General features: G+C 71.2%; 9 protein-coding genes. All 9 read right to left on the bottom strand.

Translation table 11 applies throughout. The annotated features are described in order from the left end of the window. Nucleotides 1–270 precede the first annotated feature (270 nt). The 9 genes from KBX21_RS21280 to KBX21_RS21240 all read right to left on the bottom strand — a co-directional run bounded on the left by KBX21_RS21280 (nt 271) and on the right by KBX21_RS21240 (nt 13,894). Nucleotides 271–2,772 carry a glycoside hydrolase family 2 protein gene (locus KBX21_RS21280; protein ID WP_210843271.1) on the bottom strand — a complete coding sequence of 834 codons (2,502 nt, stop codon included), beginning with the start codon at nt 2,770–2,772 and terminating at the stop codon, nt 271–273. A gap of 88 nt (nt 2,773–2,860) precedes the next feature. Beyond that, nucleotides 2,861–3,772: an ATP-binding cassette domain-containing protein gene (locus tag KBX21_RS21275; protein ID WP_210843270.1), complete on the bottom strand. Its 912-nt coding sequence runs from the start codon at nt 3,770–3,772 to the stop codon at nt 2,861–2,863. Nucleotides 3,773–3,776: 4 nt separating this feature from the next. Continuing rightward, nucleotides 3,777–4,730 (bottom strand): ABC transporter ATP-binding protein, encoded by a 954-nt coding sequence (locus tag KBX21_RS21270; protein ID WP_049574892.1) that lies wholly within the window; start codon nt 4,728–4,730, stop codon nt 3,777–3,779. Continuing rightward, complete coding sequence (locus KBX21_RS21265; RefSeq protein WP_049574896.1) at nt 4,730–5,641, bottom strand: ABC transporter permease; 912 nt, start codon at nt 5,639–5,641, stop codon at nt 4,730–4,732. Before KBX21_RS21265 ends, KBX21_RS21270 begins: the two co-directional genes overlap by 1 nt. Continuing rightward, nucleotides 5,638–6,633, bottom strand: coding sequence for an ABC transporter permease (locus KBX21_RS21260; RefSeq protein ID WP_049574899.1), 996 nt, complete (start codon nt 6,631–6,633; stop codon nt 5,638–5,640). The genes KBX21_RS21265 and KBX21_RS21260 overlap by 4 nt, the downstream gene beginning before the upstream one ends. A gap of 68 nt (nt 6,634–6,701) precedes the next feature. Further along, nucleotides 6,702–8,402: an ABC transporter substrate-binding protein gene (locus tag KBX21_RS21255; RefSeq protein WP_199776613.1), complete on the bottom strand. Its 1,701-nt coding sequence runs from the start codon at nt 8,400–8,402 to the stop codon at nt 6,702–6,704. Nucleotides 8,403–8,573: 171 nt separating this feature from the next. Beyond that, complete coding sequence (locus KBX21_RS21250) at nt 8,574–9,620, bottom strand: LacI family DNA-binding transcriptional regulator (protein ID WP_049574906.1); 1,047 nt, start codon at nt 9,618–9,620, stop codon at nt 8,574–8,576. A gap of 197 nt (nt 9,621–9,817) precedes the next feature. Beyond that, nucleotides 9,818–10,696, bottom strand: coding sequence for an Fpg/Nei family DNA glycosylase (locus tag KBX21_RS21245; RefSeq protein WP_210843260.1), 879 nt, complete (start codon nt 10,694–10,696; stop codon nt 9,818–9,820). 84 nt (nt 10,697–10,780) lie between these two features. Then, complete coding sequence (locus KBX21_RS21240) at nt 10,781–13,894, bottom strand: ATP-binding protein (protein ID WP_210843258.1); 3,114 nt, start codon at nt 13,892–13,894, stop codon at nt 10,781–10,783. Between the last annotated feature and the right edge of the window lie 98 nt (nt 13,895–13,992).

The raw sequence follows: 13,992 nt of genomic DNA, 5'->3' as shown, positions 1-13,992 counted from the left end.
TTCAGCTCGGTGTACACGGACGCATACTCACACGCCCGAAAATTGCCGCGAGCCGACTCCAAGAGAAACCGCCCGCCGGTCACAAACTCCGCGGGCAAGACACCAACTGCGAAATTCAACGACTAACAATCTTCTTCGAAGGTACCACAGTCACGTCGGGTGGCGAGGGGTTTCGATGTGGCAACCCGCACGGCCCGTCGAGGAATACCGACGGGCCGTGCGGGGAACGCGTGTGAACCCTGTGGTGTCCACCGGAGTGTCACACCCGCATCACCCAGGGGTCACGAGCGTGTCGTTGACGCACCTCAGCACAGGTGGCCGCGTCACGGCCCCCGGATCGAGAGCCGCACCGCCCAGCACGGTGAAGGTGTGCGACTCGTCGGGCAGCAGTGTCACCAGAGCGCTGTCCGCGCTCACTCCCGGATCGAGTCTGTCGACGTTCAGGACCAGATCCCGCAAGAGCACGCGAGCATGGACCGTCACCCGCAAATCGGAACCGTCCACCCGTGTTTCCACATCGAATTCCGGCTTTCGGTACTCCAGGTCGAGATCGCGGGAGAAGAACCACCACGCCCGCTCTCCCACGCCGTCGACGGTGAGCACCTCGCGGGCGGGCTCTCCCGGCTCGGCGAGCCCCGAGGGCACCGGTACGCGCAGCGCACCGCGCGGCTCCACCCGCACCTCGTGCGCGGAGGCCGCCAGGGCCCTCCCGGTGGCGGTGTCCCGCCGGGCGAGGGTCACCTCGGTGGTCCACTCCTCGTCGGTGTCGTTGCCGAGGACCACGACCAGCCCCTCCGGGGTGGGCTGGACCGTCGCCACCCGGTCCGCGTACACGCGCCGCAACGCGTACCACAGGGGCTTGCGACGCCCCGCGCCGTCCACCGCCGCCCACGACGTGACCGGCCAGCAGTCGTTGATCTGCCACATCACCGTGCCGGTGCAGTACGGCCAGGTGGACCGGAAGTGCTCGATCCCCACGGTGAGGGCGCGCGCCTGGTTGACCTGCGTGAGGTAGTGCCAGTCGTCGTACTCCCACTCCCGGTCCCCGAAGTGCGCGGCGAGCCCACGCGCGAGCTTGCCGTTGCCGTCCTCGGCCTTCTGGTGGTGCAGCACGCCCGGGGAGGTCGGGGTGAGCGGGTCGTCGGTGACCGCGCCCCGCAGCGTGGCGTGCGCGGGCGGCGCCTGGTAGCCGAACTCGGCGGCGAACCGGGGACGGTGGTCGCGGTAGACCGTGTAGTCCTCCTGGTTCCACACGTCCCACAGGTGCATGGTGCCGTGCTCGGGCGCGTTGGGGTGGACCCCCTCACCCTCGGAGTAGGGGCTGCCCGGCCAGTAGGGGCGCGTGGGGTCGAGTTCGGCCACCACGCGGGGCAGCACGTCCAGGTAGTACCCGGCGCCCCACGCACGGCCGTCCAACCGTTCCTTCCACCCCCAGTCCTCGTGGCCCCAGATGTTCTCGTTGTTGCCGCACCACACCGCCAGGCTGGCGTGCGGGGCCAGCCGAACGACCGCCTCGCGCGCCTCCGCCTCGACCTCGGAGGCCAGCGGCTCGTCCTCGGGGTAGGCGGCGCAGGCGAAGAGGAAGTCCTGCCAGACGAGGATCCCGCGCTCCGAGCAGAGCTCGTAGAAGTCCTCGGACTCGTACATCCCGCCGCCCCACACACGCAGCAGGTTGATCCCGGCGTCGCGGGCCTGCTCGATCCGCTCCCGGTAGCGGTCCCGGCCGATCCGGCTCGGGAAGGCGTCGTCGGGGATCCAGTTGGCTCCCCTGACCAACACGTCACGGCCGTTGACCTGGACGGCGAAGCCCGTTCCCTCGTGGTCGGGCTCACTGCGCACGGCCACGTTCCGGAAGCCGATCCGGCGCTGCCACGTGTCGAGCAGGGGGGTGCGCGGCCCGGCCCCGGAGAGCTCCACCACGAGGTCGTGCAGGGGCTGGTCGCCGTGGCCGCGCGGCCACCAGAGCGCGGGGGCGGTCACCACGAGGTCCAGGACCGCCTCCGTCCGCCCCGGCCCGAGCGTGACGGCCGTGGTGGCGCCGCCGACCGTCGCCGTGAGGGTGAGGGGAAGGTCGGCGCCGGGCCCGGTGCGCTCCACCTCCACGTGTGCGCTGACCCGCCCCAGCGAGGCGTCCTCGGAGACCGAGACCAGGGGCCGCACCGAGGCCAGCCGCGCGGTGGACCACGCGTGCAGCCGGATCGGCCGCCAGATCCCGGAGGTGACCACGGTCGGGCCCCAGTCCCAGCCGAAGTTGCAGGCCATCTTGCGGATGTACTGGTAGGGCTCGTCGTAGGCGCCCGGAAGAGCGCCCATGCGCTCCCGGTTGCCCTCGGCGTACCGGTAGGGGGAGGCGAACACCACGTCCAGGGCGGGGGCCGGGCCGCCCTCGGCCAGCGCCCCGGTGACGTCGAAGCGGTACGAGCGGTGCATGTTGGCGGTCCGCCCGACCTCCCGGCCGCCCACCCGGACCTCGGCGACCGTGTCCAGTCCCTCGCAGACCAGGTCCACCCGTTCGGCGGCCCCCACCGACGGGTCCAGGCCCTCCAGGGTGCGCGTGTACCTCCAGTCCGTCCGGCCGATCCAGCCCAGCCCGTCCTCGTTGTCGTCGAGGTAGGGGTCCTCGATCAGGCCCCGGTCGAGGAGGTCCGTGTGGACACAGCCCGGCACGGTGGCCGGGACCCCTCCCAACGCGGCGGCCGGGTCCGGCACGGAGCCCTCGTGGGGCACCGCCGTCAGGGTCCAGCCCTCGCACAGGTCGAACCAGGAGGTCATACGCGCTCCCTCTCACTACTGCCTGGGTACCGCTTCGGTACCGCGGTGTTCGGTCCGGGGCGGGCCCGGCGAGGGCCCGGCCCCGGGGTCAGTTCTGGTCGATGCCGACGAAGTGCCCCTCCTCGACCTCCACCAACGGCGCGGAGTCGTCGCCGTCCGCGACGGTGGGCAGCTGGACGTCCTCGGGCGGGTTCGCGGCCAGCTCCGCGTCCACCTCCGCCCAGGTGCGGTGCAGCTGCGGCACACACGAGAGCAGGTGGCGGCTGTAGGGGTGCAGGGGGTTCTCGAACACCCTGCGGGTGGGGCCCAACTCGGCGATGGCCCCCTTGCGCAGGATCACCGACCGGTCGCTGACGTAGTTGCCCAGGGACAGGTCGTGGGTGACGAACAGGACACCCAGCCCCCGCTCCTTGAGGTCGCCCAACAGGTTGAGCACGTCGATCCGCGTGGAGGCGTCCAGCATGCTGATCACCTCGTCCGCGACCAGCAGCCGCAGGTCGAGCAGGAGCGCCCGGGCGATGAGCAGGCGTTGCAGCTGCCCGCCGCTGAGCTGGTGCGGGTACTTGTCCAGCACGTTCTCGGGGTCGAGGCGAACAGTGCCCACCACGTCCAGGACCCGGTCCCGCCAGTCGGCGTCCGAGACCTCCGGGAAGTAGGAGGAGCGGATCATCTCGAAGACGCGGTCGGCCTTGAAGATGGGGTTGAAGGAGCTGAAGGGGTCCTGGAAGACCCCCTGCACCCGGCGGTAGTACTCCTTCCGGGCCGCGAACCCGCGCAGCCGCGACACGTCACGGCCCTCGAAGCGGATGCTGCCGGAGCTCACCCCGGTCAGGCCCAGCACCATCTTCCCGATCGTGCTCTTGCCGCTGCCGCTCTCCCCGATCAGCGAGACGACCTCGCCGGGTTCGACGGTGAGGTTGACGTCCCGGACCGCGCGCAGCTTCGCGCCACCGAACGCGCCCACCCGGTACACCTTGTGCACATGGCTCAGTTCCAGCACGGCGCTACCTCCCCGTCTTCCAGCAGGCGGCCCAGTGGCCGGGCTCGATCTCCACCAGCGGCGGGACCTCGGAGCACTCCTCCGAGGCCATGGGACAGCGCTCCCGGAACCGGCAGCCCGAGGGCGGTCGCAACAGCCCCGGCGGCGTGCCGGGGATGCCCTCCAGGCGGGTTCCCTCGGTGGTCGTGCCCACTTCGGGCAGCGCCCCGATGAGCATCCGCGTGTAGGGGTGCTTCGGGTCGTTGATGATGGTCGCGGCCGGGCCCTTCTCCGCGATCCGGCCCGCGTACATCACCATGACCGAGTCGGCCATCTGGTAGACGAGCGAGATGTCGTGGGTCACGAAGATCATGCTCTTGACGTAGCCGCGGTCGCGGAACTCCACCATGGACTCGACCACCGAACGCTGTGTGGACACGTCCAGGGCCGAGGTCGCCTCGTCCGCGATGAGCAGGGACGGGTTGAGCAGGGTGGCCATGACCATGACCACCCGCTGCTTCATCCCGCCGGACAGCTCGATCGGGAACCGGTCGAGCACGTCGGGGTCGAGCCCCACCAGCTCCAGACGGCGCCGCAGCTCCTCGGCGACGCTGGCCGGGCGCACGCCGCGTGCGCGCAGCAGCTCGTTGATCATCCGCCCGATCTTGCGGGTCGGGTTGAGGGCGCTCATGGCGTACTGCGGGACGAGCGAGATCTCGTGGTACCGGAACGGGTTCATCGCCCGGTCGTCCGCGATGGGGACGTCCTTCCCGTCCAGCTCGATCGTGCCGTCCACGTGCCGCATCCGGCCGTCCAGCCGGATCAGGCTCTTGCCGAGGGTGGTCTTGCCGCAGCCGGACTCCCCGGCCAGGCCCATGATCTCCCCGTCCGCGAGGTCGAAGCTCACCCCGTCGAGGGCGTGGACGTCCCCGCGCAGGGTCTGGTAGTAGACCTTCAGGTCCTTGACGCGCAGGGTCATCACAGCTCCCGCAGCTTGGGGTTGAAGACCTCGTCCAACCCGACGTTGAGGATGTACATCGAACCGACCAGGAGGGTGATCCCGGCACCCGGCGGAACGAACCACCACCACATGCCGAGCTGGAGGGCGCTCCACCCTCCGGCGTTCTCCAGCATCAGTCCGAGGGAGACGCCGCCCGCCGGGCCCAGGCCGATGAAGTCGAGCCCGGCCGCGATGAGGATGGCCCCGCCGAACAGCAGGATGAACGACATCACCAGGTACGAGCTCATGTTGGGGGCGATCTCGCTGGTGATGATCCGCCAGGTGCGCCGTCCGCTGAGCCGGGCCAGGTCCACGTAGTCGCGGGTGGCCAGGGTCAGGGCCTGGGAGCGGACCGCGCGGGCCGCCCACGGCCACGACGTCAGTCCGATGAACAGCGCCTGGACGACCAGTCCGCGCACGTCGAGGTAGGCGACGGCGACGATCAGCACGACCATGCCGGGCAGGACCAGCACGACGTTGGTGAGCATGTTCAGGATCTCGTCGACGACCCCGCCCTTGTACCCGGCCACGAACCCGACGGTGGTGCCGACGATGAACGCGATGCCGCCACCGAGCAGGCCGGTGAGGAACGTGGAGCGCAGGCCGTAGACGAACTGGGCCCAGATGTCCTGGCCGAACGTGGTGGTGCCCAGCCAGTACTCGGAACTGGGCGGCTGGCTCTGCGGGCCGACGTAGACGTTGGGACCGTGGTCGATGAACAGGGGGCCGATGAGCCCGATCGCCAGGAGGGTGAGCACGATGCCCGAGCCGATGAGCAGCTTGGGGTTGCGGCGGGCGAAGTGCAGGGTCTCGGACACCCTGCGTTCGCCGGACGCGTCGGGGGCGCCTCCGGTGTCGGTGGCCCCGGGTGCCCCGGGGATGTTGCTCATGACGCGCCTCCCGTCATCTGGACGCGCGTACGCGGGTCGACCAGGACGTAGATGATGTCGATGATGAAGTTGGCGATCAGCACGCCGACGACCACGAACAGGAAGATCCCCTGGAGCAGGAAGAAGTCGCGGTTGTTCAGCGAGTTGAGGATCAGCGTCCCCAGGCCGGGGTAGTTGAAGACGATCTCCGTGAGCAGCGCCCCGGCGATCAGCGTGCCCAGCTGCACGGCGAGTCCGGTGATCTGCGGCAGCATCGCGTTGCGGAACGCGTAGCGGCGGATCAGGCGGCGGGGGGCGCCCAGTGCCTGGAGGTAGTTCGAGTAGTCCGCCTCCAGCTCGTAGATGATCATGTTGCGCATGCCGATCGCCCAGCCGCCCAGGGCCACGACGAACATGGACAGGAACGGCAGGAACCAGTGGGAGATCAGGTTCGAGATGAACGTCCACGACCATGAGGGCGTGAGCGCGAAGCTGTACCCGCCCGCGGTCGGGAAGAAGCCGCCGACCACCGACAGCGAGTAGGCCAGCAGCATCGCGATCCACATGTAGGGCATCGCGGTGAGGATGTAGCCGATCGGCAGGACGGTGTTGTCCAGGATCTTGCTCCGGGCCGCGAAGGCGCCGAAGCGGTTGCCGATGATCCAGCTGAGGATGATGGCGGGGAGCAGCAGGGCCAGGGTGAAGGGCACGTGCCGCAGGATGACGTCGGTGACGGGCTCCGGGTAGAGCCACACGCTGAGCCCGAGGTCACCGCGGAAGAGCCCGGCCCAGAAGCTGAAGTACTGCTGGTGGAGCGGGGTGTCGAGGCCGAAGACCTCGTTGTAGTAGGCGGTCATCCGCTCCAGGGCCTCCGGGTCGGAGACCGAGGCCCTGCTGAGCATGCTCCGGACGGGGTCGCCCGGCATGAAGCGCGGGATCATCCAGTTGATGGTGACCGCCACGACGAAGGTGATGCCGTAGATGCCGATCTTTCGGCCCATGTAGCGCCACACGGGTGTCCTCCAGGTGTGGGAGCGCGGGTGGTGGGACGCTCCCGCGCGGGGAGCGTCCCACGTGTGCGCTATTCGGCCAGTTCGATCTCGGCGAGGGTGTAGATCGCGCCCATCTGGTACATGTTGTTCCACATGGTGGCGAAGTTGTCGGGGGTTCCCTCGTCCTCACTGGGCCAGTTGGTCCACACCTGGTTGCTGGCCTGGGACCACATGCCGTTGTACCAGAGCGGGATGATCGGCAGGTCGTCCAGGAAGATGCCCTGGAGGTCGGAGGTGATCGCGGCCATGCCCTCGACGTCCTCGGCGGGAGTCGCGGCCAGCTGTTCGGTCAGCTCCCAGGCCTCCTCGTTCTCGTACCGGGCGTAGTTGGCCGTGGTCTGCTGGTCGCGGATCGGCAGCTGGAAGATGAAGTCGTAGTACGTCCAGGGCGTGTTGCTGATGCTCCGGTCGTTGTTGATCATCAGGTCGAACTCCGCCTGGCGGAAGTTCTCGATGAGCAGTTCGTGCTCGGGGAAGGCGGGTTCGACCTTGATCCCGACCTCCTGGGCGTTCTCGGCGATGACGTTGGCCGCCTCCATCCAGTCGCTCCAGCCCGAGGGGACCTCCAGCGACAGGGTGATGGGTTCGCCGTCCGGGGTCTCGACGAAGCCGTCACCGTCCTCGTCCAGGTAACCGGCCTCCTCGAGGATGGCCACGGCCTCGTCGGAGTCGTAGGTGTAACCCTCGTCCGCGACCAGTTCGTGGTCGATGTACTCCTCCCACTGGGGGAGAAGGCCGGTGGGGTCGGCCGCCTCGACGAGGTTGGTGTAGGGGCCCTCGACGATCTGGCTGGTGTCGACGGCGTGGGCCAGCGCCCGTCGGAACTCGGGGTCTCCGAGGGCCGGGTGCTCGTGGTTGGGGACGAGCCAGGCGGTGTTCGCGGACTGCATGTAGGGCGGGCCCGCGAAGTAGCTGGTGATGTTGTTGTCGTTGCTGATGACCTGGTCGATGCCGGGGAGGAAGTTGTTGGAGAGGTCGACCTCGTGGTTGTTCAGCATGTTCATCGTGACGTCGTTGGACGCGTTGACGATGTCCACGATGTAGGTCGGCTTCATCTCCAGGTCGAGGGCCGCGGTGCCCCACCAGTCGTCGTTGCGCCGCCAGACCATGCGGTCGTCCGCGTGGTTCTCGTAGACGTAGGCACCGGTGCCGACCGGGTCGCGGTTGGGGTCGTCGTTGACCTGTTCCTGGCTCTTGTCGGCCCAGAGGTGGTCGGGGACGATGGCACGGTTGGCCACCCAGTTCATCCACTCCTGCGGGCGCGGCTCGGAGAAGGTGAGGGTCACCTCGCGCTCACCGGTGGCCTCGGCGCTCTCGAGGTAGTCCCAGACGTTGCTGTAGTGGATGTCGAAGTGCCCGAGCTCCAGAGTGGTGACCACGTCCTGGGCGACCAGGGGCTCACCGTCGGTCCACTCGACCCCGTCGCGGAGGGTGATGACGTGGGTGTTCTCGTCCGGCCACTCATCGCTCTCGGCGAGCCAGGGCGAGTACTCGCCCTCGCTGGGATCGAAGACGAAGAGGGGCTCGTAGACCAGACCCACGGTTCCGACCGCGTAGTTGCCCTCCATGATCGGGTTCCAGTTGGTGGGGGGACCCCAGGCCGTGCCTGTGGTGTACAGCGTCTCGTTCCGGGGGTAGCCCCCGGAATCGCCCCCTGCGCCCTCGCCCGAGCACGCGCTGGCCACCAGCACCAGCGCCGCCAGAGCGGCGGGAAGCCTCAGAGATCTCATCTCGACTCCTCCTTCCACCCGGTCGGCCCTTCGTATGGGGGGAAGCCGATCCTGACTAGAAAGGCTGGGAGCGCTCCCAAGAGAGGGAGCGAAGGACCGTTGCTGAACCGGGTAAGTGACGTTAACAACAACATGGACCGGCGAACCCCGTCAATCCCCGTCACTTTGGTGTTATCCGCTTGTAACAGCGGATTCGGGGTCCCCCACCAGCACCCCCGTGCTCCCACGGGGGTGCAGCTCCCCCACCGGGGTCTCCTCGCTCTCCACTCGCTCCTGGTCCAGGACCCGGCTGAGCATCCCGGCGACCTGGCGTCCGTGACCCACCACGTCCCGGCTGATCGCCGTCAGTGAGGGCCGCACCAGGCGGCAGAGCGCGGAGTCGTCCCACGCCACGATCGACAGTTGGCCGGGCACGTCCACGCCCATCTCCGCCGCCACTCCGAGCCCCGCCACCGCCATCAGGTCGTTGTCGTAGACCAGCGCGGAGGGCCGGTTCGCGGAGGCCAGCAGGCGCCGGGTGGTCCGGGTCCCGGACTCCCCCGTGTAGTCGGCGTTCACCGAGTACGCCCCGGACAGCCCCGCCCCGGCCGCGGCCTCCTCGAAGGCGGCGCCGCGCACCTGGGTGTGCACCAGCTCCTCCGGCCCCGCGATCCTGGCGACGCGCCGGTGCCCGAGCGCCGCGAGGTAGTGGACCACCTCCCGGACCGGGGCGCCGTCGTCGGTGTACACGCAGGGCAGTCCGCCCACGCCGTCCGGTCCGCCCAGGACCACGGCGGGCAGGCCCAGGGAGCGGACCACCGCCGGCCGGGGGTCGTCCGCGCGCAGATCCACCATCACCACCCCGTCCACCCGGCGCTCCGAGGCCCAGCGCCGGTACACCTCCAGCTCCGCCCCGGCGTCGTCGGTGACCTGGAGCAGGAGGTCCACCCCGGCCGAGGCCAGCTCCGTCTCGATACCGGAGACCAGCTGCATGAAGAACGGTTCGATGCCGAGCGAGCGGGCCGGCCGGTCCACGACCAGCCCGACCGCGCCGACCCGGCCGCCCGGGGACAGTGCCCGGGCCGCCTTGCTGGGAGCCCACCCCAGGTCGTGGGCGATGTCCAGGATGCGCCTCCTGGTCTCCTCGGAGACCCCGGGGCGCCCGTTGAGCGCGTAGGAGACCGCCCCCTTGGACACCCCCGCCGCGCGGGCGATGTCCATGATCGTCGGCCTCCGCATCAGAGCACCCACAGTGTTTCCCTCACGTCCTCTCTCCTCCCGTCACCCGTCCGGGTTCCGGGCTCCGAACACCCGTTTCACTGAACCGGTTAAGCGATCGACACGGGATTGTACCCACGGGAGCGGCGGGCACCCAGGCAATTTCGGGGCGGCGGCGCGGGTCCGGGCGAACCGGAGAGGGAGTGCCCGCGGTTCGGCTACCCCTGACAGCCGGGGCACCAGTACAGGGTGCGCCCGGACAGCTCGGTGGCGGAGACCGGAGACGAGCACACGCGGCAGGGGTCCCCGGTCCGGTAGCAGACGTAGAGCGTGTCGGGCCGGGGCACCGGGCGCGCGTCGGGATCGGGCCGGTCCTCCGGTCGCGTGGTGATGATGTACCCGTCCCGGACGCCGTCCTCCAGGAGTCCGGTGAGGTCCGCCCAGAGGGCGTCCCAGCGTTCCCGGTTGAGTTCACGACCGGGGGTCAGGGGGTCGAGCCCGGCGCGGAAGAGGGACTCGGCCCGGTAGATGTTGCCGATGCCCGCGATGACGTCCTGGCGCATGAGGAGCACCGCGAGGCTGCTGCGGGACCGGCTCACCACGCGCCAGGCGCGATCGGGGTCGGCGTCGGCGCGCAGGGGGTCCGGGCCCAGCCGGGCCTGGACGGCGTGCTTGTCGTCCACCGTGACGACCTCGCAGGCCGAGGCGCCGCGCAGGTCCGCCCAGCCCGAGGAGTTGACCAGGCGGACGCGGACGGCGCCCACCGGCTCCGGTGGAACCACGAAGCCGTCCGAGTCGCGGCGCAGGTCGAGGCGCCCGGCGCCCTCGGTTCGGGGGGCGCCCAGGTGGCGTTCGCCGTCGGCGTCCCCGAAGGACCAGGCGCCGTAGAGGCCGAGGTGGACGCGGAGCCATGCGCCGGAGTCGAAGCCCAGGAACAGGTGCTTGCCGTGTGCCTCGCTCTCGGTGAGGACCCGGCCGTCGATCCGGGCCGCGCCCTCGGCGAAGCGCCCCTGGGGGCTGCTGGCCCTCACCGTGCCGCCGCCGAAGGTCTTCTCGAAGTGCGCGGCCAGCCGGTGCAGCGTGTGACCCTCAGGCACCCGTGTCCCCTTCTGTCAGCATGTGTCCGTCGTTCCAGGATAGGGCGCGGGCACTCGCCCCCGACCGGGTGGCGGGAGGAGACGTCAGCAGGCGGACAGGATCTCCTCCACCAGCGTCCGGGGATCGGTGAGACAGCGCCAGGCGGGGACCACCACCACGAGGTCGTCAGTGACCTCGTTGAGCGCGTCTCCCCTGGTGAGCAGGCGGCGAAGCGAGGGGCCGTCCGGTTCTCCGTCCAGCAGCAGGACCACGCGCCGTGATCCGTAGCTGACCACGAGGTCGGCGGTCCACCCGTGGAAGCGGCGTCCCGCCGCCACGTCGGTTCCGGCTGTGCGCAGGGCGTCCACCAGAGCGGTACCGGCCGGGGTGGCACCCGGGCCGGAGCGCCCCCGGAGGAGGTCGCCGAGGGGGCCGTCACCGCCGGACCAGTGCGCCCGGTCACCCACCACCACGAGGCGTTCGCTGGTCCGGGTGAGCAGTGACGACCACAGGTGGGTCATCTGGCGCACCCGCCGCTCCGCGATGGCCGGGGCCCCGGCGACGAGCATCGGGGAGAGCACGGTGACGTCTGCGGCGGCGGTGTCGGAGTCCATCATGTCGGGCCCGCCCACCCGGACCCGGTGACGCAGGTGGCGTTGGCGCAGAAGCCTGCGGAGCAGCGCCACCTGCGGTTGCAGGGGTGCCACCACCGCGAGGCCGCTGTCCGCGGGCAGCTCCCTGTCGAGCTCGGCCACGACCACGGCCACCCGGTAGGCCTCCTCCCGGTTGACGTAGGAGGACCCCGGAGCCGCCTCGCACTCCCCCGTGACGTCACGCCACTCGAAGGCGGGCCGCCCGGCTCCTCGGGGCGGGCCCTCAACCACGAGCCGCCCTCCGTAGCAGTGCCGGGAGGCGACCGCGGCCAGGTCCTCGGGGGCCCCGTCGTGTTCGTCCAGCCAGAGCGTCGTGGTGGTGGCCGCGCGCACCGCCCGCAGCGCCGAACCCGATCCGTGCCGCAGCGCGCGGTCGTCGAGCTGGCCCGCGACCAGCCCGGCGGTGGCCAGGGCCCGCCGCTCCTCCTCGGGTTCCAGCACGCTGGCCGGGCCCGCGTGGGCGGGGTCGCCCGCCACCACCGCGCGGTTGGCCCGGTAGAGCACGGGGAGCAGTTCGCTGACCCGGGTCCGCTCAGCGCCCACCACGACCACCAGGTCGAACATCCCGGCCTCCGAGGGCAGGGCACGGGCCTGGTCGGTGCGGCAGGCCCACACGGGCAGGGCGTCCAGGAGGTTGGCCGGACCGGGCCAGCCGCCGTCGTGGTGCCAGTTGAGCGCCTCCACGCGGTTCTCGATGGAGGTGCGGCCGCGCCGGAGGCGGGGGCCGGTCACCGAAGCCAGGCAGGCCGCGCTGGCACGGCGGTGCTGGACCCACGCGTCGGCCAGCTCCTCGGTGAGTTCGTTCAGGGGCGCGCAGCGGGTCCTGCGGTCCACCGCCGCGCGCCACTCGCTCTCCAGGCGGGCCACGGCGCAGAGCTGGTCCAGCCCCTCGGGATCGGTGGCCACACCCAGTTCACGGCGGACGGCGGCGCGGTGCTGGAGTCCGCCCAGACCGCCGGCGGCGGCGCGTTCGGCCCGGTGCAGCCAGTACTCGGGGCCGCCGTGCTCGGGTGTGAAGAGGGTCTCGGGAGCCCAACCCCGGGCGATGCTGCGGCCGCGCTCCTCGGCGAGATGGGCGAGGACGTGGCCGTCCGCGGCGAGTGTGTCCATGGCCGACCACACCCGGCGGACCCGGTTCCAGGCGGCGACCAGGTCGTCGCGGTGGCCTGGGCCGTCCTCAGCGGCGGGCGTCGGCCCCGTCGCCGCTGTGGGCTCCGCCTGTTGGGCCAGCAGGCGGGTGAGTTGCCACCGTTCGGCGGCGCGGTCACCGGCACAGCCCGCGCGGACGACCGGGTGCGCGGGGGCGGTCTCCGCCCGGGCCAGGACGGCGTCGAGGTCGGCCTCGGTCCGGCCGCACACCAGGACCCGCTGCCCGCTGGCGACGGCGGTGCGCACCAGGGCGTCGACCAGGTCGTGGACGCCGCTGCCGGGAGGGGCGGCCACGGCGGTGAGCTGATCGCGCATGGCGGCGCGCAGCACCGTGTACTGGGCCTGGCTGAGGTCGGTGGCCGAGACCGGGACCGGCGGGGGGTTGTGGTCGCGGTCCGCTGCCTCGCGACGGTGCGCGCGCGAACCGCGCCGCGGGGTTTCGGGAGCGGGCCAGCCCCTGGCGCGGTCGGCGCCCCGGGCCGCGGGCGCGGCGTGCGCGGCGCTGCCGAGCAGGGACTCCAACGCGGTGCCGGGGATGAGACCGGGGTCGAGTCCGTGGTGGTCCGTGGGGTCGAGGTCGGCGAGCACCCCCTCCGTGGCCCCCGGCTCGGTCCCGCCCCCGTCGCCCGGCCCCGAGGGTCCCGCGCGGAAGAGCACGGCCGTGTTGTGCGCCCCGGGGATGAGCGGATGGGGCCTGCCCCGGGTGCCGAGGGGCGCGATGTCGTCCACCCGCTCGATCTCCAGCCGGGTGAGCAGGGTGCGCACCTTGGCGGCGAGGTCGGCGACAGCGGCGGGCCGGTGGGTGGGGTCGGGGGCCTCGGAGCGGAGCCGTGCCCGCAGCTCGAACAGGTCCTCGGGATCGGTGATGCCGAGCCGGGCGAGGAGGGCGGGGTTGACGTCGGGCCTGCCCACCGCACGCACCAGCGGTCCCGGACCGGTGCCCGGCAGGCCGGTCCCGCCCGCCGACCCGGGCCCGTCCACGGCCCGGACGTCCACGGTGAGCAGGGGCAGGGCCACGCGGTCCGGGCCCTCGCCCAGGATCACCAGGGGGTAGCCGTAGCGCAACGCCTGTCCGTGCCGCACGGCCAGGCGGGTCACCCTGCCGCTCTCGGGGTGCGGGGGCAGCGTGTCCCTGGCTCCGCTGAACAGCAGTTCGGGACCGGCTGGCAGACAGGCGCAGGTGTCGGTGTTCAGCCGCTCGGCCCGCACCACGTGGGTGAGGACGGACTCGCGGCGCAGGCAGGCCCGCAGGTAGGCCAGGAAGGAGCGGACCCCGCCCTGGTCCGCCGGTGTCTTCCAGCGCAGGGACGCCGCGCCGATCCCCTTCGCCACGCGGCCGCGCTCCGCGATCCGCCCCTCAGTGGTCGGGTAGGACCCCAGACCACCGATCTGTTCGTCGTCCTGTAGTGACCTCACGACGCCCCCCTGACCACCCGACCAGAAGTGATCGGATGACTACCCCCAGCTATCAGGGCCATTGTGGTGCATTTTCCGCGCCCCCACCTGGCGAACGC

Source organism: Nocardiopsis sp. B62, from assembly GCF_018070675.1.
Lineage (GTDB): Bacteria > Actinomycetota > Actinomycetes > Streptosporangiales > Streptosporangiaceae > Nocardiopsis > Nocardiopsis prasina.
The sequence above is the reverse complement of the archived record's forward strand: the minus strand, read 5'-3'. Positions and strand labels throughout refer to the sequence as shown.

What these genes read in the sequence shown, in the direction of transcription:
- KBX21_RS21270 (WP_049574892.1), bottom strand. Translation starts at nt 4,730, where the DNA reads ATGACCCTGCGCGTCAAGGACCTGAAGGTCTACTACCAGACCCTGCGC.
- KBX21_RS21280 (WP_210843271.1), bottom strand. Translation starts at nt 2,772, where the DNA reads ATGACCTCCTGGTTCGACCTGTGCGAGGGCTGGACCCTGACGGCGGTG.
- KBX21_RS21250 (WP_049574906.1), bottom strand. Translation starts at nt 9,620, where the DNA reads ATGCGGAGGCCGACGATCATGGACATCGCCCGCGCGGCGGGGGTGTCC.
- KBX21_RS21255 (WP_199776613.1), bottom strand. Translation starts at nt 8,402, where the DNA reads ATGAGATCTCTGAGGCTTCCCGCCGCTCTGGCGGCGCTGGTGCTGGTG.
- KBX21_RS21265 (WP_049574896.1), bottom strand. Translation starts at nt 5,641, where the DNA reads ATGAGCAACATCCCCGGGGCACCCGGGGCCACCGACACCGGAGGCGCC.